A 25,321-nucleotide genomic window follows, 5' to 3' on the forward strand; every position below is an offset into this window, starting at 1 on the left:
CTCCTAAGATGCAATAAATTCCATAAACAAAGATGAAATCCGTTGTACATCCCCTTCTGCCAGTCCTGGATATAATGGTAGGGTTAGGATTTGCCCATAGAAGGATTCAGCATTGGGAAAGCTTCCTTCCTTAAAGCCTCTTCGTAAATAAAAGGGTTGGAGATGTACGGGGAAATAATGCACATGCACTTGTACATTTGCAGCTCTCATATCGTTGAATAGTTGCTTTCTTCTTGATGCGTCATTTAGGCGGATGATGTGTAAATGTCTAGCGCTTTGAGAATTAGATAAAGGCTCAACGCAGCTCAAGGGTAAACCAACGAGTTCTTTACGATATATAGCGGCTAGTTCATTGCGTTTCAAAACAAAGGCATTAAGCCTGCTAATTTGCGACAAACCAAGCGCTGCCTGCAACTCGGTCATCCTATAGTTAAATCCCAAGGCGTGTTGTTCATAATACCAGTCCCCTTCATCAGGTCTTAACATTTTATCGGGGGCTTTAGTGATACCGTGGCTGCGGTAAAGGGCCATTTTTTCAGCTAATTCTGAGCTGTTTGTCATGGCCATACCGCCTTCGGCGCTGGTGATAATTTTGACGGGGTGAAAGCTAAAAACTGTAATATCAGAGTATTGGCAGCTACCCAAAGGGTATCCATGATAGCTCCCGCCAATCCCATGTGAGGCATCTTCAATGATGTGAAAGCTATATTGTTCAGCAAGAGCAGCGATCGCTGCCATATCACAACTATGACCACATAAATGTACAGGGATAACAACCTTAGGGAGCTTCCCTATCCGAGCCGCTTGTTCTAATTTCATTGCCAATGCATGTGGACAAAGATTACCCGTTAGAGGATCCACATCGACAAAATCAACCTCAGCTCCACAATAAAGCGCGCAGTTTGCCGAGGCGACAAAGGTAATTGGAGAAGTCCATACTATATCGTTTGTTCCAACCCCAAGAGCGAGACATGCAATATGCAAGGCAGAAGTCGCACTATTTACTGCTACGCCATAGCGAGCTGAACAATAGGAAGCAACTGCTGACTCAAATGCAGGAACCTTAGGCCCTTGAGTCAAATAATCAGAATTAAGCACTTCAATCACAGCATCAACATCAGCCTGATTAATGTCTTGTCGGCCATAGGGGATCATGCAACGGTATCCAGTTTAAGAATTTCAGCCTGTGTTAAAAAATGTGGATTAGTGCCAGAATTATATTCAAATCCCATCGGCACAGCCTGCCCCTTCTCTCCTAAGGCATTGGTACAAAAGTCTGTTTCACGCCCAAAAAAACGAATACTTGGCGTGATGACAAAGTGGTCATCAAATTCAATCGTATGATGGGAGTCATCCCCTGGACACATGACCTCATGCATCTTTTCCCCGGGACGAATACCTACAATCTGCTGCTCCAAACTCGGCCCATAGGCTGCAGCAAGATCAGTGATGCGTATGGAAGGAATTTTAGGTACGAAGATCTCTCCGCCCTGCATACGGGAAAAGTTTTTTAAAACAAAATCAACACCATCCTGAAGAGTAATCCAAAAACGTGTCATATCGGGATGCGTAATGGGCAGCGAAGTCGCGCCATTGGCAATCAGTTGTTTAAAGAAAGGCACGACTGAGCCACGTGACCCCACAACATTACCATAGCGAACGGCGGCGAATCGGGTTTTGCCATCTCCCACCACGTTATTAGCGGCAACAAACAGCTTATCGGAGGCCAACTTAGTCGCACCATATAAATTAATTGGACTCGCGGCTTTGTCTGTTGAGAGGGCGATGACCTTCTTAACATTATTACTGATGGCGGCCCGGATCACATTTTCGGCCCCATGAATATTGGTTTTTATGCATTCCATTGGGTTGTATTCGGCAGCGGGAACCTGTTTAAGTGCGGCGGCATGGATTACAAAATCCACATCTTTAAAAGCTTGTTTTAATCTATCTGCATCACGCACATCACCAATAAAATAACGCATACAAGGAGCGTTAAAGATTTGCTGCATCTCGTATTGCTTTAGCTCATCACGTGAAAAAATGATGAGGCGTTTGGGTTTGTATCTTTGGAGAATAGTTTTAGTATATTTTTGTCCAAATGACCCAGTGCCACCGGTAATCAAAATTGTTTTATTATCAAACATAAAGCTCCCCACTTACTGTTTAAACCTTCGATTAACTGCTTGTGACAACTATGAGCAAATTCGTCAAACAACCCTGTTTATACAAAATTCGCGCCAAAAAACTTCATAGCGCTCAACACATAAAAAAATTATACTACTAATTAGAAATGATTATAGGCAACTATAGATAAAATATGAAATTTTTATCTGCTTATTGATATGTATAAATCAGAAATTTACAATTTAGTAGCAAATCTCGATTGACTTTTAGTGTCAAAAGATTGATGGGGCGTAACTTGCGCTAAGCCTCCATGAAATGACATTATGCTCGTAGCACCAAAGTGCACTTTAAGTTGTTCGCCCAAACGAGGAAAATATGCAACTACAAACCAACATATCGAATAACTTTACAATAAGCCCCTTCAACGAGTACTACTTACCCAGTATTAATCGCCATACGTTTGAGAGCGTTGACTCAAGAACTATATATAATAAAAAATTTAAACAGAGCTTTGCTTCTCAAGACAAGCTCAATATAGTGGTCGGACTAGATTCAGGACTATTAGCAAACTATGTATTAGAACAAGATATAGCCATAGGATCTAAATTTATTTTCGTTGAATTGGATGAAGTGCTTCCGCTACTCGTTATAGACATCCCATCGGCTCAAGAGAAACATGTTAAAATTGTAAATGAACTTGAATTTATAGAACTCTTAAAAAAAGAAGATATTCAATTATATATTGCCAAAGGTAAATATAACGTCTACGCATCTCTTGGAGCATCATCCCTACACCTTGATGCCTACAATACACTTTTGAATAGAATAGAGAATACAATTCAAGATGAATACTTCAATTATAGTATAAGTTTCACTCAAAAAATATTTTTTCAGACGCAATTAGAAAACATACCCGACAATAAAACACCAGCAAAAATACTTAAAGATACATTTAAAGGTAAGACCTGCTTAATAGTTGCAGGCGGACCATCTCTTGATGAAAACATTGAATGGATAAAAGAAAATAATAAAAATATTTTTATTATTGCCGTATCTCGCATTGCTGGAAAACTAGCAAAGAATTCTATTCCAATAGATATAATTACTTGTGTTGATCCACAAGAGTTTAGCTTTGATGTCAGTAGAGAAATTTTTACATTGAGCGAGAACACTCTTCTAGTAAACTCTTACCACATTTGCCCCAAAATACTTTCTCAATGGCATGGACAAAGCGTATATCTGGGTCAAAAATACCCATGGTTCAACAGTAATGATCACGATAATATTATAACTGTTGGACCTACTGTGACTAATAGTTCGATTCGTCTGGCGATTGAGATGGGATTCAATAGAATACTATTAAGTGGCGTTGATTATTGTTACTCAAAATCTGGATATAGCCATGCAAACGGAACAGTTGAAGCGAATCTCGGCCCAACATTGGGGCGAAATAACAAATGGGTTGAAACTTATGCAGGCTATCAAGCAGAAACTCCAATACAACTGATTCATGCAATGGATGCACTAACCGATGAGGTAAAAAACTATTCTAACGTTGACTTTATTAACCTATCGGCTAATGCAGCAAAAATCGATGGTATTAACCATATTTCAACGAATAATATTATTTTAGATGATTTCGGTAGGAAAATAAAGTCTAATTCAACATTCAATAACATCGTAAGAAATAGAGAAAATTTAGTATTATCACTAAATGAGTGCAATGAAAAAAAGGATACTTTCAAAAAAACCTTAAAACTAACAAAAAAAGCCTTAGTACTCACAAAAAAATTAAGCACTAACACGTTAAAGTCCAAGGTGATAATAAATAAAATAAATAAAATAGAGGATGAGATTAATTCAAAAAACTCTATCGCCTCAAAAATAATTAAGACATATGGTTATTTTGAGTTTTCAAAATTTCTAACAACAAGAGAAACAGAAATTTGGACTCAATCACATATTAACCAAATGACAACAGACTACTACGAAGCCTTCAGCAACATTTGCCATGACATGCTGAAACTAATAACAAAATCTTGCGAAAAAATTGAATTTAGAATATTAGAAATTGATTCAAAATCATTAATACAGCTAGCTCCAACCTGGTTCAAAGACAACCAACCAGGAAGAGCCATTCTATGGCACAACAAAAATAAAAAACTAAATAATGCCGAAAGAAAAATTTACATAAAATTAAAAAATGAATTCAATAAAAATATTACGCAAGTAAGAAATGAGTATATTAATACTTTAAAATCTGTATCATCAATGGAATTCGTCTATAAAAAAATCATAGGACTAAACTCGAATAAAAACAGTTATGGATTATCACTTACAGTCCAAAACTTATTCCCCTTAATTGAATCTGACAATGAAGCGAAAAGGCTATATCACCTCGCCTTATCATTCCAACTCAGCCTTGAACAGCAGCCGCAGCAGGCATTAGATGCTTTACTTGCTCTGCCTGAAGAACTTTGTACTGAGATGGAGTTAAAGCACATTATTTTACTGGCACTCAAACTAAGTAACCTTGAGCTTGCAACAGCAACTCTAGTCAAAATTTTGGCTTATAGTGATGAGTACATGCCTCAGTATGCGCATATTTTAAAACTCCAGGGCAAGATTCAAGACTCAGTTAATGTCTACCTAGATTACCTAGAGAAGTATCCATCGGATACACAAACATGGATAAAACTTGGATTATTCATGTTTGAAATCAATCAAATAGAAGCTTCTCACACTGCATTTTCTAATGCAATTAATGCCGATCCCGATAATCAAGTGGCACGTGATTACTTATCTGAACTCACAAGACTAATGAACGTCTCACAATAACAGGCTCAAGATCACCGAACTCGCATATTCGTGTTCGGTGATTTCACTATTACCTCGCTAGACCGTATAATTAGCCTCGTTTCAGCATTGCTCATCTGCATATCCTAGGAGATTTTGTTTGGCTCATACCTATATACCTTTAGAAACTTACCGCCGTAAGTGGATTTTCAACCACAAAGACTTGCCTGTCACCGACGAGGACAAGGCGCACATCCTGCCGTTAACAGATAAAAGTGCGATGGAAATCTGGAACCAATGGATCAGCAACAAGAGTAGTCGTGCGGAGCAATTTACTAAGGGAGACTGGGCGACGAAGGCTGATGCTTGGGTGGAAACAGATCATTGGCAGAGCGCTTGGGATAGTGAAGATAGCAGTTTACCCACCATGTTAGCTGAGTTTATACAATGGCCCGATGAGACGCCAGTGTATTTTTGCTATGAAAAATATCAGATTATTGAAACTCGTTGGGATGTGTTCGTCCGCAATTGGAAGTGTTTTCTTTTCTTTGACGACGGTCCCATTTTGATCTCGCCAAAACAGAAACAAGCGGTGATGTTCGAACAGAGTGGTCAGTACAAGCTAGGCACTCGCGGATAATTTATACAGGTTGCTTAACGCTGATGATTTCCCATCGATAGCTTTACACCAACATTTTTACGCCGATAATTTAGCGGGATGAGTCATCTTGTTGGCATGCTCATATTTAATGATGAGTATGCCATATTTAACCATGTTTGAATGATGCGTAAGCACAATTAGCCTATCACTCCCCTCTTCTTTAGATTAACATCCGTTTTCGGTGCCGAGTATTTGAGAAGTTGGGGTCAACTTTTTGCTGTAAATACTCATAAAAATCTGCTTAAAACCCAATAATTAAAATAGAAAAATGAGGTGTATTATGAAGTTACTCTCTACTCTTACTCTAGCAAGCGCGCTGCTATTACCCCACACATTAATGGCCAAAGAAGTCTCAGGAGTGCAAGTCGCCGAGACAGTGACATTAGATAGCCAAACATTACAGCTCAATGGCGCGGGCGTTCGCAGTAAGTTCTTTATGGATTTATATGTGGGCAGTCTGTATTTGCCAGCAGCCTTGAGTAGCACTGCAGCGGTTATCGATGCTCCGATTGCGGCAATCCGCCTTAATATTACCTCTGGCATGATCACCTCAGAAAAAATGCGCGATGCGATCACTGAAGGTTTTGAGCACGCGACCGCAGAAAACACCGCCGATATTCAACCGCAAATAGATGCCTTTATGGCGCTGTTTAACGAAGAAATTAAAGAAGGTGACCAATTTACCTTAGTCGCCAATAAAGCCCGCGGCGTGACGGCCTATAAAAATGTTCAGGAACAAGCCACCATCGAAGGTGAAATGTTCCGTCAAGCACTGTTAAAAATTTGGCTAGGTGACAAGCCAGCCCAGAAAAGCCTCAAAGAGGCCATGCTAGGCAAATAACTGACATTAACGTTAAAATTTGAATTCGATATCCAAGGCGGCAGCGCCTTGGCTATCCATTTCAAGTGCGGCTTGGTCGGTCACTTCTAACTCACCATCAAAGTAATAACCGGCGTAAAGATTCACTGTTAATGCTGGGGTTGCTTGCCAACCGCCACGTAAATAACTCACCCATTCGTTCGTTTCTACCACTGTGCCATCGTCTTCGATAAGGAATCGCTCAGTTCGACGCGAACTACCAAAGCCGACATTCCAATCGGAATTAAATCGATAACTCAGCTCTAATCCTGCAGGACCACTAAAACCAGCTTGGAAAGGATTGGCGAGTGCCCAATGTTCATCTATCTGCCAGCGCATAGCGAGATAAGGCACAGTGCGAACTTCATCGATATCATTGAGATACGCGACGCCAAAGCCAATCATATTCCCCGAATCAAATGCATACATGGCAGACGCCACAATACCGTAACTCTGGGCTTCGCTGGCCGATGCAGTGTCGGCGTAGGCATATTGGATCTGCGGCGCTAAAAAGAAGGTCCAATGTTTATCCATGCGATAATTTAACGACACTCCGGCACGGTAACGATTGATATGATCCCAATTCTGCCCGTCGGTACCAAAAAGCGGTGCGACATTGTTAGCACCAGTGAGGGTGATATTGCGCCAATCATAATCCAGCCTGTCGTAACCCACACGAAAGCCCAAAGACCATTGCTGATTTAACGGAACATTCATCCCTGCACTCAGTAATAAACTGTCCCTTTGTAGCTCAGTATTACCATTGGCAACCTCGGCACTCTGGGTGCTGATCTGCGCGACACTTAATCTAAAAGGCTTATATTCCTGCGAAGGTTTATCCGCTGCAATAGCAGCACAACTCATTAACGGCAACAGTAATACAGCGCTTTTCAGCAGGCGCAGTTTTGCGCTCGATGGTGAGAGTTCTAGATTAGCCACGTCAGCTCCTTGCATTTAAAATGATTAACAGATTTTTTGCGCATAATACGCGCTATCAAGCTAAAAGGTTCATGCTTTCAATGTTGAGATACAAAATGATACTTTTATATTGTGCAAGTTTTATTAAATCCGATGCGCCTTCAGGAACATGTCTGCACAACCCAAAATATACTCATTTCTATCGCCAACGAGTTCATCTGCCGCTAAGCCCAATTCTAATTTGAGTTTTAGCTCACCAAACAACATTAAACATAAACGCACCGCACTATGGTGCGCATTACCGAAGCGATATTGCCCTAGCGCTTCTACTGTTACTAAATAATCAGCCAATAATCCCACTATATGTTTCGGGCCCGCGTCGAAGAACAACTGCGACACTTCAGGATGGCTTTCGGATTGCGCCACACAGGCTTTGAATACCGTAATAGCTTCAGGGCTGACAATCATCTCTCCAAATTGCAGGGCAAACTGAGTTAATGCCGATTCAGGCTTAGTCGGATCGCTTAACAAATCATCATTAAGATTATGGCCAACACACTTAGATTCGATTGCCGCAACAAATAATTCATCTTTGCTGCCGTAATGGGAATAGACGGTTTGTTTCGACACGCCCGCAAGCTTGGCAACCTCATCCATACTGGTATGGGGAAACCCTTGACGACAAAATAAATCAATAGCAGCCACAAGCACTTGCTGACGTTTTTGTTCGCTACGGCTCAGAGGTAACTGCATCTCAGAGGAATGCGTCATATCGACTCTCGAATAGATAGACATAATAAATTGGCATTAGTTAAGCACAAAATAGACTAGACAGTCTAGTTCCTCGCAACTAGACTAGCAAGTCTAGTTACATAGCATTAACGTTTAACTTACAGCGGAAGCACTTAAAATGGATCGAACTGCCCGACGTTCTTGGCGCACTATCAGCGTCTGCGTGTTTGCTTTAGTCACATTATCCGCCTGTCAAAAGGAAGTCACTGAACACGCCACGACAACCATACTGCCCACAGTCACAAGCAAAGCGTTGATCCTGACCCCAAGCTATCAGCACGAGCAAACCTTCACGGGGACTATCCGTGCGGGCAACACGACTGGCGTCGGCTTTGAACTAGCAGGAAAGTTAAACGAACTACAGGCCGATTCCGGCATCAAAGTGAAGCAAGGTCAAATACTGGCAATTCTCGATACCCGACTACTCGAAGCCGAACGTCAAGAGATCCAAGCGAGTCTGGCGCAAACCCAAGCCGATGTTGATCTGGCCACCAGCACTCTAAAACGTAATCAAGAATTGAAAAAATCTGGCTATGTATCTGAGCAGCTATTAGATGAAAACCGCTCACAATTAAATAGCTTAGCCGCGGCAAAAAAACGCCTACTTGCCTCACAGCATGCCAATCAACTTAAGCTCGATAAATCCATCTTAGTGGCGCCTTTCGACGGCACCATCAGCCAAAGACTGCATAACTTGGGCGAAGTGGTTACTGCGGGTAGCCCCATTTTCACCTTAGTGGGCAATATCAATCCTGAAGCCTACATTGGCGTACCTGTCGCGTTAGCGGAGCAGTTTCACGCCGGACAGAAAGTACAAGTCAGCGTGCAAGACCAAACCTTTACCGCCGAAATTGCCGGTATCAGCGCCGAAGTGAATCCCATCAGTCGCACCCTACAACTAAGGATCAGCCTGCCCCAAGATGCCCGTGTGATTAACGGTGAAATTGCGTATCTGCATCAACAGCAGCAAATTGAGCAAGCTGGGTATTGGGTACCAATTTCAGCGCTAACGGATGGCATTCGCGGATTATGGAATCTGTATGTCATCGCAAAGGATGAACAGCAATCCATCATAGAGCGACGAGATGTGGAAATTCTCTACACCACCCAAGACATGGCCTACATTCAAGGCGCGATTCAGCCCAATGAAATCTATGTCAGCCAAGGACTCCATAAGCTGGTCGTAGGCCAAGCCGTGTCTCCCATTGCCGCAGCCACGAGGTAGTTATGATTAAAGCCTTTGTTGAAAACGGCCGCTTAGTCAGCCTCGTTATTGCACTATTACTGGTCGCGGGCTTTGGCGCTATCTCGAGTCTGCCGCGTACTGAAGATCCACACATAACCAACCGTTTCGCCTCTGTGATCACCCCGTACCCCGGTGCTTCGGCCGAGCGGGTCGAAGCCTTAGTCACTGAAGTGCTCGAAAATCAGCTCAGACGCTTAGAAGAAATCAAGCTGATCCAGTCGACCTCTCGGCCGGGGATTTCAGTCATACAGTTAGAATTGAAAGACACTGTCATGGAGACAGATCCCGTGTGGTCTCGGGCGCGGGATTTATTAGCCGATGCGAAAGTCAATCTGCCCGAGGGCATACCATCCCCGACACTCGATGATCAAATTGGTTATGCCTACACCGCCATTTTAAGCTTAGTGTGGAATAGCAATACGCCCGTTCGAGTCGATATGCTCAACCGCTACGCGAAGGAATTACAGAGCAGACTCAGGCTGTTGTCAGGCACGGATTTTGTCAAACTCTACGGCGCACCGACCGAAGAAATGCTAGTGCAGCTCGATGGCAACAAGATGAGCCAGTTACAACTCACTCCCGCTGCCATCGCCCATATTCTCAGCGGCGCCGACAGTAAAATTGCCGCAGGTGAAATCAACAACCGCGAGTTTCGCGCCTTAGTCGAAGTCTCGGGCGAACTCGACTCCTTAACCCGCATTCGCCAAGTGCCACTCAAAATTGATAATCAAGGTCAAATAATTCGACTTGGGGATATTGCCACTGTCACGCGCCAAGCCAAAACGCCCGCGGACAGCATAGCCTTAGTCGATGGTGAACAAGGCGTTTTTGTCGCCGCGCGCATGCTTAACAATAGCCGTGTCGATCTCTGGCAAGCACAAGTGAATAGCGTCGTCGATGAACTTAATCGCGAAGTGCCCGCCAATATCCAGATCCAATGGCTATTCGAGCAAAACAGTTACACCAGCGATCGCCTTGGCGGACTCGTGGTAAACCTGCTGCAAGGATTTGTGATCATCTTGCTGGTATTGCTACTCACCCTAGGACTACGAAACGCCATCATAGTAGCGATTTCATTGCCCCTCACGGCACTGTTTACCTTGGCCTGCATGAAATATATCGGACTGCCGATACATCAAATGTCGGTGACTGGACTCGTCGTCGCCCTTGGGATCATGGTGGATAATGCGATTGTGATTGTTGATGCCATCTCACAACGGCGTCAACAAGGGATGAGCCGCCTAGCCGCAGTGAGTGAAACCATACACCACCTTTGGCTGCCCTTAGCGGGTTCAACGATTACCACGATTTTAGCCTTTGCGCCCATAGTACTGATGCCCGGTGCCGCTGGGGAGTTTGTCGGTGGCATAGCCATGTCAGTGATGTTTGCGCTGCTGGGCTCTTACCTGATTTCCCACACGATAATTGCAGGACTCGCGGGACGATTTAGCCATGAAGGCAAACATGATGTCTGGTATCAACACGGGATCAATCTCCCGCTGCTGAGCCAATATTTTCAAGCGAGCCTCAGAATCGCCCTTAAGCGCCCTATTCTCAGTGCGCTGCTTATCGGCATTACGCCAGTATTAGGTTTTTACGCCTCGGGCAAGATGACAGAGCAATTCTTTCCGCCATCGGACAGGGACATGTTCCAAATTGAAGTCTATCTTGCGCCCCATGTGAGTTTAGACAACACCTTGAACCAAGTGCAACTGATGGATAAAAAGCTCCATACAGTCAATGGGATCACCCAAGTCGATTGGGTGGTGGGCGGCAATACGCCCTCATTTTATTACAACCTGACGCAGCGCCAACAGGGCGCGACTAACTATGCGCAGGCCATGGTGAAAGTGACCGACTTTGAACGTGCCAATGAGCTGATCCCCGAATTACAACAGCAGTTCGACAGTGCTTTCCCCGAAGCACAAGTGCTAGTACGCAAACTCGAGCAAGGTCCGCCCTTTAATGCGCCTGTAGAGTTGATGATCTTCGGTCCGAATCTCGATACGTTGCGATCGCTGGGCGACGAAGTTCGCAATATCCTCGCGCAAACGCCGGACGTACTCCATACCCGAGCCACTTTAAGTGCCGGTGCGCCTAAGCTGTGGCTGCAAGTGAATGAAGATGCCAGCCTGATGAGTGGTTTAAGTCTGACGGATATTGCCAAGCAGATCCAAATGTCGACCACGGGCGTTATCGGGGGCAGCGTGCTTGAGCAAACGGAGTCATTACCCGTTCGAGTGCGACTCGGTGATGGCAGTCGCGAACAAGTCACCCGCCTTTCAGAAATTCAATTAGTGACCCCTTCGGGTGAGTCGGTCGCGCTCTCTGCCCTCGCCCACAACGAAGTGCAAGTGAGCCGCGGCGCCATTCCAAGACGTAACGGCCAAAGGGTGAATACCATAGAAGCCTATATTGTCAGTGGTGTGTTACCCGCCCAAGTGCTGAACGATATCAAAGATAAAGTGGCTCAACTCGCGCTGCCATCGGGTTATCGCATTGAAATCGGCGGTGAAAGCGCGAAGCGTAACGAAGCGGTCGGCAATTTACTGTCCAATGTGATGTTAGTCGTCACCTTGTTATTGGCCACTGTGGTGCTGTCGTTCAACTCCTTTAGGCTCACGGCCATCATTTTGTTGAGCGCGATACAATCAGCGGGACTTGGCCTATTAGCCGTGTTTGTGTTCGGCTATCCCTTTGGATTCCCTGTCATCATAGGTTTGCTAGGCTTGATGGGACTGGCCATTAACGCTGCCATAGTGATCTTGGCTGAACTTGAGGATATGCCGAGTGCCAGACTCGGCGATATGGAAACCATAGTCTCAACCGTCAGCAGTTGTGGTCGCCATATCAGCTCGACAACCATCACCACAGTGGGCGGGTTTATCCCGCTCATCATTGCTGGCGGCGGATTTTGGCCTCCCTTTGCCATTGCTATCGCGGGCGGCACGCTGCTGACGACTTTGCTCTCTCTGGTTTGGGTACCAACTATGTATTTACTGTTGATGAAAACCCGTAAGGCGAACAATCAGTCCGCCATTCCAGCTTAAATCGCATCGTGGACTAGGTATTGATACAGTTTATCTTTGAGGTTTAACCGCTCTAATTTTAACGCTAAAAAGTGCTCATCGGCGGTGGGCACTTTAGTTAACTCCAGTGCCCTAATTTTATTATCGAGCTCATGGTAACGACTAGCCATGGTCGCAAAGGCAGTATTATTGACTTTTAAATGCTTAATTTGATCGACAAAATCAGGAAACTCATAAACCAACGCATGATTCTCACCTAGCATATTCACTTCTCCTATAATGTGGTTCTAACACTATGAACTCCATTCACCTTAAGCAGCTTAGTCTATACCTTCAGAATACAGCCAGTACTTGGGCATGTTATCTGCTAACATTTCTGCAAAATAAGCTGATGAGTCCAAGTCTAAAACTGCAAAAATATCAACGAAATGAGTTTAAAATTGCAGAAGTTTTAGACCCACATCAAGACTACAGAGTAAAACTTAGGCTACATTGATGTAACCGTTACCTATAGGATCTTACGATGAATTATAAAAATTGGCCTATTGCAAAACAAATTGGCGCCCTCGCGTTTATTCTCACTCTTCTCATCTTTGGCATATTGAGTACCGTCTCCTATAAAGCCGCTTCAAATGTATTAGAAGATAAAGGTATCAGTGCCATGAAATCTGAAATGCGTGCAGTTTCAGACATGTTAGAGCTGCAGTACGATAGTCTTCTGCAGCTTGCGAGACGCAACGCCGATGTTTTTAAGGAAATGTATCCTGGACAATTTAGTCTGCAAAATAAAACTGTCAATGTGATGGGAGTAGGCTCTCCAGCCCTAATGCACGAACAAGAACAAGTGAACTCATCAAAAAGTAAAGTCGATCGTTTTGCTAATCTAACTGGCGGTACCGCTACGGTATTCGTACGTGATGGCGATGACTTTATGCGAGTTTCGACTTCGCTTAAAAAAGCCGATGGCAGCCGTGCACTAGGTACTTCCCTTGGCAAAACACATCCAGGCTATCAAGTGCTGCTCAGCGGTAATGAATACGAAGGTTATGCCAAACTTTTCGGCAAAGACTACATGACAGTCTATCGTCCAGTGAAAGACACACAGGGCAAAGTTATTGGTATCTTATATATTGGCTTCGACATCACCAGTTCCTTAAAACAATTACGAGAAGCAGTTAACAGAATCACCTTAGAAGAAAGTGGCCATTTTCTATTAGTACGCAAAGCGGACAATGTGTTGGTCGCCCATCCTAAGTTCAATGCAGGTGACATCATCACCGAAAGTATGCTTGATGGCTTAAGTGTTGCAAATGCCACCCAAAATGATGCGGAATCCCATTACAGCAATAGTAAAAATGAGCCTATGTTTGCCTATAGCCAAACCGTGACGGGCTGGAATTGGGTGCTAGTGGGTCAAGTCAAGGCAAGTGAGCTTAATGAAGAAAGTATGCAATTGCTCACCATCAACGCCATCGTTGCTATCACAGGGATCGCGCTGATCACAGCGCTATTATCAGTTGTCTTAATTCGTGCACTCAAACCTTTGCATGCCCTCCAAGTGCATATGGAAAATTTAGGCAGTGGCGATTTTAGCCATCACTTAGCGCCATCAGAACCACAGAGTCAAAACGAAGTGGATCGAATCACGACCAGCGTATCAACTATGTCCTCAGAGCTCAGGCAATTGATTATTGCATTGCAGGATTCAGTCATGAGTCTAGAGCAACAAGCCTCCAAGGCACAGAGCATCGCGAAGCAAAATGGTGAAGAAGCTCAAGCCCTAATGCTACAAACGGATCAAATCGCAACTGCCATCGAAGAAATGTCGACCTCGATCCGTGATGTGGCTAATCATGCCCAAGATGGCGCAGTTCAAAGCCAGCAAGTGGATGCCGCAGCCAAAGAAGGTCAAAACCAACAGACTAAAGTGGTGCAGGATTTACTCAAACTCAGTCAGCAACTCAGCAACAGTCATCAATCGGTTGAAAAAGTCAGCCATGAAAGTGAAGCGATCAGCAAAGTGACCGAAGTCATTAACAGCATTGCCGAGCAAACTAATTTACTCGCATTAAATGCAGCGATTGAAGCGGCGCGCGCAGGCGATCAAGGTCGAGGCTTTGCTGTCGTTGCCGATGAGGTGAGGACTCTCGCCCAGCGGACCCAGTCATCCATTGTAGAAATTGGCCAAACAATTGAAAAGCTGCAAACTCAAGTGAAAAGTACCACAGAACAAATGAGCCAAAGTCATCAATTAGGAATGGAATCTGCAGCACAGGGTGAAGCAACGGGTGAACAACTGAAGGAAATCACCCGTAGGATTGGCGAACTCGCGATTAGCTCACGCAATATTGCCTCGGCTACTGAGCAGCAAAGCAGTGTTGCACAAGAGATAACCCACAATTTGCATCAGATCAGCGAACTCGCTAACGAAGGCGAGCACCGTGCCACTGAAACAGTGCATTCTGCCAATGAACTGTCTTCCTTAGCCGCCGCCTTAAAACGCCAAATAAGCCAGTTTAAGGCCTAACTCAAATACGGACTTAGATAACCTGAGCTCGGGATAAGCAGAGCCGCTGAATAGGCATCTTTTCGGGCCTCTCTGCGTTGCTCTGTCTAACCATAGCTCGCTATGGCGTACGACAGAGCGCCTTGATATGCGCAAAAATCTGCGCATTCAGTCAGGAAATAGATTTTTCGCTTTAAACGAATGATTTTATGTAATTGATTTTATTTGTTAAATTTAGATTTTTCGACACTCGTTATCCCGAGTTCAGGTTAGATACAGAGTTAGTGCTTTATCAAACGTTAAATGCCGCCCTAACTGGGCGGCATTTTTTATAACAGCACTACATCAAAACGATAGGAGCAACATTTAAGAAAGGGATTTGGGACTTTGATTTAGGATCCTGACGTAAAGGAGTAATGGAGTAATGGAGAAATGGAGAAAATATCTTAAACCATGCGAGCAAGCATCTGCAGAGAGCACAATCAAAAAGCGATGATATCAGGCCTATTCGCTGCAGTTACATCACCACTCTGCAGCGAAGTTAACTGCTTGGCCTAATACGATAACGCCGCTCTACTTCAAACTAAAATAACCTCAGCCATCAAAAAATCCCAATAAAAAACCCCGCTGATGCGAGGTTTTTAAATCGAGTTTAGACGTTACTCGGCATCTTCTGCCGATCTGTCCATGTTCTCTGTATTCTCAAGCCACAGGGCATTGATAATCCCAAAAGAACAGGCCAACAAAACCCCTAATATCCACGTAAAATACCACATAGCAGATGCTCCTTAATGCCTAATAGAGTGAGGCTTTGTTATCTTCAATATGCTTACGGCCGATACGACCAAACATCTTGTAGTAAGTCCAGACAGTGTAACTCAACACTATAGGTACGAAAATCGCTGCAGCAGCAGTCATAACACCTAAGGTCATTTTACTGGCTGTTGCATCCCACATAGTCAAACTGACGTTAGGGTTAAGTGATGATGGCATGACGAATGGGAACATTGCTGCACCGCAAGTCAAAATCACCATAGCCACAGTGAGTGAGCTGAATAGGAACGCAAAACCTGAACGGTTAAAGCGGCTAACCAAAATCACTAGCAGAGGCAATGCCACACCTAAGATGGGGAACAGCATAGTGATGGGGTATTTGTCATAGTTGGCAAGCCAAGCACCCGCTTCAATTGCGACGGTTTTCATGGCTGGGTTAGAAACCGCATTATGGTCCAGTACTGAAGTCACTACATAACCATCAATACCATTGGCTAACCACACACCCGCAGCAGCAAACAACACAGCCACTAACAGTGCGAAGAATTGCGTGGCTTTCGCAGCACGAACACGCAGCTCACTGTCAGTCTTCATTTGTAGCCAAGAAGCGCCTTGCATCATAAACATGCTCACGCTCACAAGACCTGCCAGCAAACCGAAAGGATTCAACAGGCCGAACAGACCACCATGATAAGTCGCACGTAGGAACTCGTCGAATTCAAAAGGTACACCTTGTAACAAGTTACCAAAGGCCACGCCTATGATCAGCGGAGGTACAAAACCACCGGCAAACAAAGCCCAGTCCCACGACTTACGCCATTTTGGATTTTCGATTTTAGAACGATAATCGAATCCGACTGGACGCATGTAGAGGGCAAACAGCACTAACATCATGGCGACATAGAAGCCAGAGAAAGACACTGCATACACCATAGGCCAAGCGGCAAATAACGCACCACCTGCTGTGATTAACCACACTTGGTTGCCGTCCCAATGGGGAGCAATAGTGTTAACCATGATACGGCGCTCAGTATCGTCTTTGCCTATAATTGGCAGTAACGCACCGACACCCATGTCAAAACCATCAGTAACCGCAAATCCGATGAACAGTACGCCGATCAGAGCCCACCAGATAACTCTTAATATTTCATAATCAAACATAATGAAATCCTCTGCTTAGGCTTCTAGGTTCTCGAAATGATAACGACCAGTTTTCAAACTGCTCGGACCAATGCGGGCAAACTTAAACATCAAGAACATCTCAATCACCAGCAGTACAGTGTAGAACAAGGTGATAGAAAGGATACTGAACCATAAGTCGCCAGTCGTTAAGCTTGACGCAGACATAAAGGTCGGTAGTACCTCAGAAATCGTCCAAGGTTGACGACCATACTCAGCCACAAACCAACCACACTCAATCGCGATCCAAGGCAATGGCAAGCTATAAAGTGCAGCTTTAAGTACCCATTTTTTCTCGGCGATTTGATGACGTGTGCTTTGCCAGAATGCCGCAGCAAATACGAACAACATGATAAAGCCTAGACCTACCATCACACGGAAGCTCCAGAAAATCGGTGCTACGTTCGGGATAGAATCTTTAGCTGCTGCTTTAATTTGCTCTTCAGTCGCATCGACCACTTTGTCTGTGTAGCGTTTCAGTAAGAAACCGTAGCCTAAGTCGACTTTCGCTTCTTCAAAAGCAGCACGTAGTTCAGGCGTTTCTTCACCCGCACGCAGTTTCACTAGCATGGCATAGGCTTTCATACCGTTACGGATACGCACTTCATGCTCAGCAATCAAGTCATGAATACCAGTCACTTCTTCATCCAACGAGCGTGTTGCCACTATACCCATCGCATAAGGAATTTTGACTGCAAAATCTGTTTTCATGGTTTCTTGATTCGGAAAACCGACAGCAGTAAAGGCCGCTGGAGCAGGCTCTGTATGCCACTCAGCTTCAATCGCTGCTAACTTAACGCGCTGTGCTTCACCCACTTTATAGCCAGATTCGTCACCTAACACGATAACCGACAGAATCGCCGCCATACCAAAGCTAGCTGCAATCGCGAATGAGCGACGAGCAAAAGGTAAGTCACGTTTCTTGAGGATGTAATAAGCACTGATCGCCAGTACAAACATGGCACCCGCCACATAACCCGAAGCGACGGTGTGAACAAACTTAACCTGCGCGACAGGGTTAAACACAACCTCAGCGAAGCTGGTCATTTCCATACGCATGGTTTCGTAGTTGAACACTGAACCCACAGGGTTTTGCATCCAACCGTTTGCCACTAGGATCCACAATGCCGACATGTTAGAACCAAAGGCCACTAACCAAGTCACGACTAAATGCTGACGCTTAGTGAAACGATCCCAACCGAAGAAGAACATACCCACGAAGGTAGATTCAAGGAAGAAGGCCATTAAACCTTCAATAGCCAGAGGCGCACCAAAGATGTCCCCTACGTAATGCGAATAGTAAGACCAGTTAGTACCAAACTGGAATTCCATTGCCAAACCTGTGGTAACCCCCAAGGCAAAGTTAATACCAAATAACTTACCCCAGAACTTAGTCATATCTTTATAAATTTGTTTATCTGTCATCACATACAGTGATTCCATGATAGCCAGCAAAAATGCCAACCCCAAAGTCAAGGGAACAAATAGGAAGTGATACATGGCTGTCAGCGCAAACTGCAACCGCGATAGCTCAACAACCTCTTCAACAATCATCGGTGACTCCTTACTTGGTGCGTCCAATTGCTATGACAAAACCCGCGTCAATCACAGCAAGTGCCTTTGTAGGATAGTGAGTTTTCATTTTGTGTTTATATCTGCGACAACAGTATAAACCGTTAAATTTAATCTTTTGCATTAGTTCGAAGCAGCAAGGGCTAAAAAGTACCAATATCTGTTGCATATTGAGACGCGAGTCACACTATCACAAGTAACTGAGACCGACACCCTACCACTCACTCAATCAAATGATTTCATCGATATAAATATCAGATAGTTAAGATATTTATTCATTTTCATTTGTGGCTATTTTATACCACCTCGCTTTGATGCAAATCAATCAAACTCAGGGGTTTAGGTGGGTTTTGCGGTGAGGCACACACTTCCCCACCAGAGAGGATTGACAATCGACAAAAACAAGAGTAGTGAGCAGCCATTAATTAATATAAAGTCATACTTTTACCAACTAGGCAGTAAAAAATAGCTCTAATCATCAAAAAACCAATAAATAAATAATGTTGCAACAAATTAACTAAAAAATATTGTCACAAATTTAAGTGAGCCATAATTTAAAACCTTTAAAATCAAATATAAATAAATATAAATATAAAAAATCACAATCGAACAGGCTAAAATGCATTAGTTTTAATAATGAATATTTGTATTTTTTCTCGTTTGAGAAGCTAACCTAAGTTGTTTAATATATGTCCTGTGTTAAGGAGACAATTTGGTAGAACTGGTGTCGTAGCCCAGCCAAGACCAACTTCGCGCACATAGGTACTAACTTTTGGTGTGGAGATATCGATATGACTAAATTATTTGAACGTCTGGTTAACAGCTACAAGCGTGTTTTTGTTGAACTTTATACAGCTAATGAGCTGAAATAATCCCCAGAATTACTCGTGAAATTGATTGCATTTATGTGAAGTTTTGTTAGCGCAAAACGGGCCCCCATCTCCCTGAGATTGGGGGCTTTTTCTATATTAAGACCCTAGCATCCCCCAACAACTCCAGAACCCCATAAAACACCACGCCCCGTATCAAATGCGCAACATACCTATTAATAGGTATTTACCGATTAAAGTGGCTATTTTGCCACTTTAGTCCATTAGATTATTTGCAATAAGCGTTAATAATTTGAAATACAATCACTTCCATAAAATGCATTTTATATATAAAAAAAGGAGCGAAATTATCGCTCCTTTTTTACGCTTTCATTAACCTGCTTTTACCACTCAACAAAGGCAAAAGCCGTTGACTTTAAACGCTTAACCTAAGGTCACTCGTGCATTACGGAACATACGCATCCAAGGGCTATCTTCACCCCAAGCATCTGGATGCCAAGAGTTCGCTACAGTCCTGAACACACGTTCTGGGTGCGGCATCATCAAGGTTACGCGGCCATCAGTCGTACAAATCCCCGTCAAGCCATTTGGCGAGCCGTTCGGGTTTTGTGGATACTGAGTCGCGATATCCCCCTTACCATTGACAAAACGCAGCGCAATCGTGCCTGACGCTTCGGCAATCGCCAGCGCTTCAGGGCTAGCAAACTCAGCCAAACCTTCACCGTGGGATACCGCGATTGGCATACGTGAACCGGCCATACCTTGGAAGAATAACGACGGGCTCTGTTGCACTTCAACTAAGCTGAAACGCGCTTCGAAACGCTCTGAGCGGTTACGCACAAAACGTGGCCAGTGCTCGCTACCTGGGATAATTTCTTTCAGGTTCGACAGCATTTGACAACCGTTACACACGCCAAGGGAGAAACTTGAGTCACGTTCAAAGAAACGAGAAAACTCATCGCGAGCTCGCTCATTAAACAGAATCGACTTAGCCCAACCCTCACCTGCGCCTAATACATCACCGTAGGAGAAGCCACCACAGGCCACTAGGCCTTGGAACTCCTCTAGGCTGATACGGCCAGATAAAATGTCCGACATGTGTACGTCGCGGCTTTCAAATCCGGCGCGATCAAAAGCTGCTGCCATTTCCACGTGGGAGTTAACGCCCTGCTCACGCAAAATCGCCATCTTAGGCGCAGCGCCCTTAAGGATATAAGGTGCGGCAACATCAGTGCTTGGATCAAAACTTAAGTTAACGGTTAAGCCTAAATCGGTTTCGTCTTGCTTAAGTTTGAACTCTTCAAGCGCGCAGGCTGGGTTATCACGCAGAGCTTGCATACGATACGTGGTTTCTGACCACACAGTACGCAGCGCTACACGGGTATCACTGAAGATTTCACGCGCGCCATCTTTAATAGTGATGCGTTGATCGTCGGCTAGAGTTCCGATCACATGGCAAGGCACGCCAGCGATAGCGAACTGAGCGGCAATTTTCGCAGCATTGTCACGGCTCACTTGCAGCACAGCGCCGAGCTCCTCATTAAAGAGTCTTTCTAAATCAGTGCCCTGCAAGTCCTCTACATCTATGTCTAAACCTGTATTACCGGCAAAAGCCATTTCCACTAAGGTAGTGAATAAACCACCGTCGCTACGGTCGTGGTAAGCGATAACCGATTTTTTAGCGACTAGATTTTGCATGGTTTCGAAGAAACCGCGCAGCAGTGCAGCATCGTCAAGATCCGGCGCAATATCACCCAGCTCACCAAACACTTGGGCTAAACAAGAACCGCCTAAACGATTTTTGCCCGCACCTAAATCCACTAACAGTAAAGACGTTTCGCCTTTATCGGTGCGTAGCTCTGGCGTCACTGTATTGCGAATATCTTGCACCACACCAAAGGCGGTAATGACCAATGACATAGGCGACGTCACGGTTTTATCCGCGCCATCTTGCTGCCATGCGGTCTTCATCGACATAGAGTCTTTACCGACCGGAATAGTCAGGCTCAGCTCTGGACACAGTTCTTCACCTACGGCTTTCACCGCTTCATAAAGACCCGCATCTTCACCAGGGTGACCCGCGGCAGACATCCAGTTGGCAGAAAGCTTAATACGCTTAAATGAACCGATATCGGCACCAGCGATATTCATGATTGACTCAGCCACAGCCATACGGGCAGAGGCGCCAAAGTCCAGCAGCGCCAGCGGTGTACGTTCACCCAGTGACATAGCTTCACCAGCGTAGGTATCAAAGCTTGCAGCAGTCACAGCGCAATCGGCCACAGGCACTTGCCATGGACCCACCATTTGATCACGGTTAACTAAACCCGTAACTGTGCGGTCGCCAATAGTGATAAGGAAGGTTTTATCTGCGACTGTAGGCAAGCTCAGTACGCGTTTAACCGCTTCTTTAACTTCAATATTATCTTGCGCTAGCGCTGGCGATACGGCTTTGGCCGATATCACATCGCGGCTCATCTTAGGTGCTTTGCCTAATAAGACTTCGAGCGGTAAATCGATAGGATTATTGTCGAAATGGCTATCGCTAAGCGTCAGGTGTTTCTCCGCTATCGCTTCACCCACCACCGCAAAAGGTGCGCGCTCACGCTCACAGATAGCAGTAAATAGCGCGAGGTTTTCAGGAGCAACTGACATCACATAACGCTCTTGTGATTCGTTACACCAGATTTCCAGCGGGCTCATGCCAGGCTCATCCGAAGGCACATTACGCAGATTAAATAAACCGCCGCGCTCGCCGTCATTCACGAGTTCAGGGAAAGCATTCGACAAACCGCCAGCGCCCACATCGTGGATAAATTGGATAGGGTTTTTATCGCCAAGCTGCCAACAGCGGTCAATCACTTCCTGACAACGACGTTCCATTTCTGGGTTTTCACGTTGCACAGAAGCAAAATCTAAGTCTTCACTCGATTGACCCGATGCCATAGACGAAGCAGCGCCGCCGCCCAGACCTATGTTCATCGCAGGGCCACCGAGCACAATCAGCTTAGCGCCAACGGTGATTTCGCCCTTTTGTACGTGTTCTTCACGAATGTTACCTAAACCACCGGCTAACATAATTGGCTTGTGGTAACCACGGACTTCAACACCGTTGTGGCTGCTGACTTCCTGCTCATAGGTACGGAAATAACCGACCAATGCCGGACGACCAAACTCGTTGTTAAATGCCGCGCCGCCAAGAGGACCTTCGGTCATGATGTCCAGCGCACTGACGATACGCTCTGGCTTGCCATAGTTACCTTCCCATGGTTGAACAAAACCTGGGATTTTTAAATTGGATACACTAAAGCCTGTTAAACCCGCTTTAGGTTTAGAACCACGACCAGTCGCGCCTTCATCACGGATTTCACCACCCGAACCGGTTGCAGCGCCAGGATAGGGGCTGATGGCGGTTGGATGGTTGTGGGTTTCCACTTTCATCAGGATGTGCATAGGTTCAGTGTGGTAGTTGTATACCCCATCAGGATCGGGGAAGAAACGACCCGCAACCGAACCTTCCATCACAGCAGCGTTATCTTTGTAGGCAGATAACACGTGATCAGGCGTGGTTTCAAAGGTGTTCTTGATCATCTTGAACAGTGACTTAGGCTGAACTTCACCGTCAATGGTCCAATCTGCGTTAAAAATCTTATGACGACAATGCTCAGAGTTCGCCTGAGCAAACATCATCAATTCGATGTCATGGGGATTGCGGCCTAAACGGACGAAGTTCTCGACTAAATAGTCGATTTCATCTTCGGCTAAGGCTAGCCCCAATTCAGTGTTGGCCACTTCAAGTGCACGGCGACCTTCGGCAAGAATATTGACGCTCTTAAACGGCGCAGGCTCAGTGCGTTTGAACAGCACATCGGCTTTAGCAAAATCATCAAGGATAATTTCAACCATACGATCGTGCAGCAACGCATTTAAGGCTTGTTGCTGAAGCGCTGTCAGTGCATCTGACTCGACATAATACGCAACGCCTCGCTCCAAACGCTTCACTTTACCAAGGCCACAATTGTGCGCGATGTCAGTGGCTTTTGAAGACCAAGGAGAAATAGTACCGGGGCGAGGAGTGACAAACAGGAGTGAACCTTGGGGGATATGAGCTTCTATCGCAGGTCCATAGGTGAGAATTTTTTCAAGTTGCTGGCGTTCATTTGTGTCGAGCAACTCGCTCAAATCCGCTAAATGGACATACTCAGCATAGATTTGGCGTACCGGAAGCGCCGCGTTTTCGCAGGCCTCCATCAGCTTTTGCACCCTAAACGTCGAGAGTGCAGGGGCTCCGCGGATGATCTCCATCACGTCTATTCACCTTATTATTTATTATTGCAGGGGTCAGAGGTGGCGCTATTATAAGGAAATGTCTGTCACAAATCACCTGCGACCTTACGCAAAACAGTGTTTCCTGTGATATAAAAAGCCCAGTATTGTGTCGGCTGTACTTTCCCCCAGAATGATTTTTTTTCGAAATCGCAGACAAACGGATATAATCCCACCAATGTCAGCCAGTTCACCACTAATGCCCCACTGTTAACTCGCTATCTATAATATTGATTTTATTTACTATAAGTACATTTAATGACTCGATTTCTGTTCGCTCTTATCTTAGGTTTCCTACTGACTGCCTGTCAGCAGGTGACCGTGGACGAAACAGAATTCGTGCCAAAAAAATTAACTGAGCTAAGAGTCGGTACACTTTACGGCCCACAGATTTATATGACCTCGGGCCAAGGTGATAGCGGTTTCGATTACGATATGGCGGTATTGTTTGCCGAATACTTAAATGTGCCCTTAAAAATGGTGCCCTACACAAACCGTATCGAGCTGTACGAAGCCCTCAAAAAGAATGAAATCGATATTATTGCTGCAGGCATGACAGAAACGCCCACAAGGCGAGAACAGTTCCGCTTAGGTCCACCGCTATACCGGGTGAATCAAGTGTTGGTGTATCGCGAAGGCATGCCAACCCCAAAAGACATCAGCGACTTAAAAGGCAAGATCACCGTTATCGCCGACTCTTCCTTCGTCGAGACCTTGACCCAGTTGCAAAAGCATTATCCAACGCTGGTGTGGGATCAAATTACCGACAAAGACAGTGAAGAGTTGTTGGCTATGATTGCCAACAAAGAAATTGACTACACTATCGCCGACTCCAGCAGCGTACAGATCAACCGTCGCTACTTGCCCGACCTACGCTCAGGCCCTGTGCTAGAAGAAAAACTCGATGTGATCTGGCTGTTACCTCCCACTCACAGTGATGAACTTATGAGTAAATTGCTGGCCTTTTGGCACCAAGAGAAGCTTGCCGGTACGCTGGATCATCTCAACGAGAAATACTTTGGTCATGTAAAACGCTTCGATTATATCGATACTCGCGCATTTATCCGTGCCATTGAGACAGTATTGCCGCGTTATCGACAATTATTTGAAACCCATGCAGGCAATTTAGATTGGCGTAAACTGGCAGCAACCAGCTATCAAGAATCACATTGGAATCCTAATGCCCGCTCGGCCACAGGAGTGCGTGGCATGATGATGTTGACTCAGCCAACCGCCAAAGAGATTGGGATCACCAACCGACTCGATGCCGAAGAAAGTATTCGCGGCGGCGCGGCGTATTTGAACGATATGATCAATCGCCTGCCAGAATCGATCCCCGAGAGTCAACGCATGTGGTTTGCGCTGGCCTCTTACAACATAGGATATGCCCATATTGAAGATGCACGTAAGCTTGCGGAATCGATGGAGTTAAATCCCAATGCTTGGCGAGATTTAAAAAAGGTACTACCGCTACTGCAAAAGCGTAAATATTATCAAAAAACACGTTATGGTTACGCCCGAGGCAGTGAAGCCGTTCATTACGTCGACAGCATCCGTCGCTACTATGACACGCTAGTCTGGGTGGATAATCAGTCGAAACAACCCGCCCCCGATGATGACTCGAGCGACCTTACTGCGGAAGAACCCGTACTTCCAGCAGGAACGTTAAGTCCTGATCAACCTAAATAGCTTAACTCGTTAGCGCT

The 25,321-nt window shown here is 45.1% G+C and carries 16 protein-coding genes; 7 read left to right on the forward strand and 9 right to left on the reverse strand.

Features of this window, described 5'->3' with window-relative positions:
- Positions 1-3: 3 nt before the first annotated feature.
- Both pseC and pseB read right to left on the reverse strand, forming a co-directional pair.
- A complete protein-coding gene (gene pseC / locus L5M29_RS16685) occupies positions 4-1,155 on the reverse strand; it encodes a UDP-4-amino-4,6-dideoxy-N-acetyl-beta-L-altrosamine transaminase (protein ID WP_263168901.1) in 1,152 nt (383 codons plus the stop codon).
- Positions 1,152-2,147: a UDP-N-acetylglucosamine 4,6-dehydratase (inverting) gene (gene pseB / locus L5M29_RS16690; protein WP_263168903.1), complete on the reverse strand. Its 996-nt coding sequence runs from the start codon at positions 2,145-2,147 to the stop codon at positions 1,152-1,154. The genes pseC and pseB overlap by 4 nt, the downstream gene beginning before the upstream one ends.
- Before the next feature lie 355 nt (positions 2,148-2,502).
- Here pseB and L5M29_RS16695 point away from each other — a divergent pair, with 355 nt between their 5' ends.
- The 3 genes from L5M29_RS16695 (at position 2,503) to L5M29_RS16705 (ending at position 6,425) form a co-directional block, all read left to right on the forward strand.
- Positions 2,503-4,965: a 6-hydroxymethylpterin diphosphokinase MptE-like protein gene (locus L5M29_RS16695; protein WP_263168906.1), complete on the forward strand. Its 2,463-nt coding sequence runs from the start codon at positions 2,503-2,505 to the stop codon at positions 4,963-4,965.
- A gap of 118 nt (positions 4,966-5,083) precedes the next feature.
- Positions 5,084-5,563 carry a DUF2947 domain-containing protein gene (locus L5M29_RS16700; protein WP_198572644.1) on the forward strand — a complete coding sequence of 160 codons (480 nt, stop codon included), beginning with the start codon at positions 5,084-5,086 and terminating at the stop codon, positions 5,561-5,563.
- Between the two features lie 301 nt (positions 5,564-5,864).
- Positions 5,865-6,425, forward strand: a complete 561-nt coding sequence (locus L5M29_RS16705; RefSeq protein WP_263168908.1) for a chalcone isomerase family protein — start codon at positions 5,865-5,867, stop codon at positions 6,423-6,425.
- Between the two features lie 12 nt (positions 6,426-6,437).
- Here L5M29_RS16705 and L5M29_RS16710 read toward each other — a convergent pair whose 3' ends face one another.
- On the reverse strand, positions 6,438-7,382 hold the full coding sequence (locus L5M29_RS16710; protein ID WP_259527771.1) for an autotransporter outer membrane beta-barrel domain-containing protein: 945 nt from the start codon (positions 7,380-7,382) through the stop codon (positions 6,438-6,440).
- A gap of 123 nt (positions 7,383-7,505) precedes the next feature.
- Positions 7,506-8,132: a TetR/AcrR family transcriptional regulator gene (locus tag L5M29_RS16715; protein WP_259522376.1), complete on the reverse strand. Its 627-nt coding sequence runs from the start codon at positions 8,130-8,132 to the stop codon at positions 7,506-7,508.
- A 139-nt stretch (positions 8,133-8,271) separates the two neighbouring features.
- Here L5M29_RS16715 and L5M29_RS16720 point away from each other — a divergent pair, with 139 nt between their 5' ends.
- Together L5M29_RS16720 and L5M29_RS16725 are read left to right on the forward strand one after the other, a co-directional pair.
- Positions 8,272-9,378, forward strand: a complete 1,107-nt coding sequence (locus tag L5M29_RS16720; protein WP_259522375.1) for an efflux RND transporter periplasmic adaptor subunit — start codon at positions 8,272-8,274, stop codon at positions 9,376-9,378.
- 2 nt (positions 9,379-9,380) lie between these two features.
- The gene (locus L5M29_RS16725; RefSeq protein WP_263168914.1) at positions 9,381-12,449 is read left to right on the forward strand and encodes an efflux RND transporter permease subunit; all 3,069 of its coding nucleotides are present in this window, start codon (positions 9,381-9,383) and stop codon (positions 12,447-12,449) included.
- On the opposite strand, the gene L5M29_RS16730 is transcribed toward L5M29_RS16725, so the two are convergent.
- Positions 12,446-12,691 (reverse strand): YdcH family protein, encoded by a 246-nt coding sequence (locus tag L5M29_RS16730; RefSeq protein WP_105251903.1) that lies wholly within the window; start codon positions 12,689-12,691, stop codon positions 12,446-12,448. The genes L5M29_RS16725 and L5M29_RS16730 overlap by 4 nt on opposite strands.
- Positions 12,692-12,951: 260 nt before the next feature.
- Here L5M29_RS16730 and L5M29_RS16735 point away from each other — a divergent pair, with 260 nt between their 5' ends.
- On the forward strand, positions 12,952-14,955 hold the full coding sequence (locus L5M29_RS16735; protein ID WP_263168918.1) for a methyl-accepting chemotaxis protein: 2,004 nt from the start codon (positions 12,952-12,954) through the stop codon (positions 14,953-14,955).
- A gap of 638 nt (positions 14,956-15,593) precedes the next feature.
- Here the strand turns inward: L5M29_RS16735 and cydX are convergent.
- The 4 genes from cydX to purL form a co-directional block, all read right to left on the reverse strand.
- A complete protein-coding gene (cydX, locus tag L5M29_RS16740; protein ID WP_011788717.1) occupies positions 15,594-15,710 on the reverse strand; it encodes a cytochrome bd-I oxidase subunit CydX in 117 nt (38 codons plus the stop codon).
- A 19-nt stretch (positions 15,711-15,729) separates the two neighbouring features.
- Entirely contained in the window at positions 15,730-16,869 is a 1,140-nt protein-coding gene (gene cydB / locus L5M29_RS16745; protein ID WP_028761243.1) for a cytochrome d ubiquinol oxidase subunit II, read from the reverse strand.
- A 15-nt stretch (positions 16,870-16,884) separates the two neighbouring features.
- Positions 16,885-18,441, reverse strand: coding sequence for a cytochrome ubiquinol oxidase subunit I (locus tag L5M29_RS16750; RefSeq protein ID WP_028761244.1), 1,557 nt, complete (start codon positions 18,439-18,441; stop codon positions 16,885-16,887).
- Positions 18,442-19,712: 1,271 nt separating this feature from the next.
- Positions 19,713-23,594, reverse strand: coding sequence for a phosphoribosylformylglycinamidine synthase (gene purL, locus L5M29_RS16755; RefSeq protein ID WP_263168936.1), 3,882 nt, complete (start codon positions 23,592-23,594; stop codon positions 19,713-19,715).
- Between the two features lie 279 nt (positions 23,595-23,873).
- Here purL and mltF point away from each other — a divergent pair, with 279 nt between their 5' ends.
- On the forward strand, positions 23,874-25,304 hold the full coding sequence (gene mltF, locus L5M29_RS16760) for a membrane-bound lytic murein transglycosylase MltF (RefSeq protein WP_263168921.1): 1,431 nt from the start codon (positions 23,874-23,876) through the stop codon (positions 25,302-25,304).
- Positions 25,305-25,321 lie beyond the last annotated feature (17 nt).

This window comes from Shewanella sp. SM95 (assembly GCF_025653595.1).
Taxonomy (GTDB): domain Bacteria; phylum Pseudomonadota; class Gammaproteobacteria; order Enterobacterales; family Shewanellaceae; genus Shewanella; species Shewanella oncorhynchi.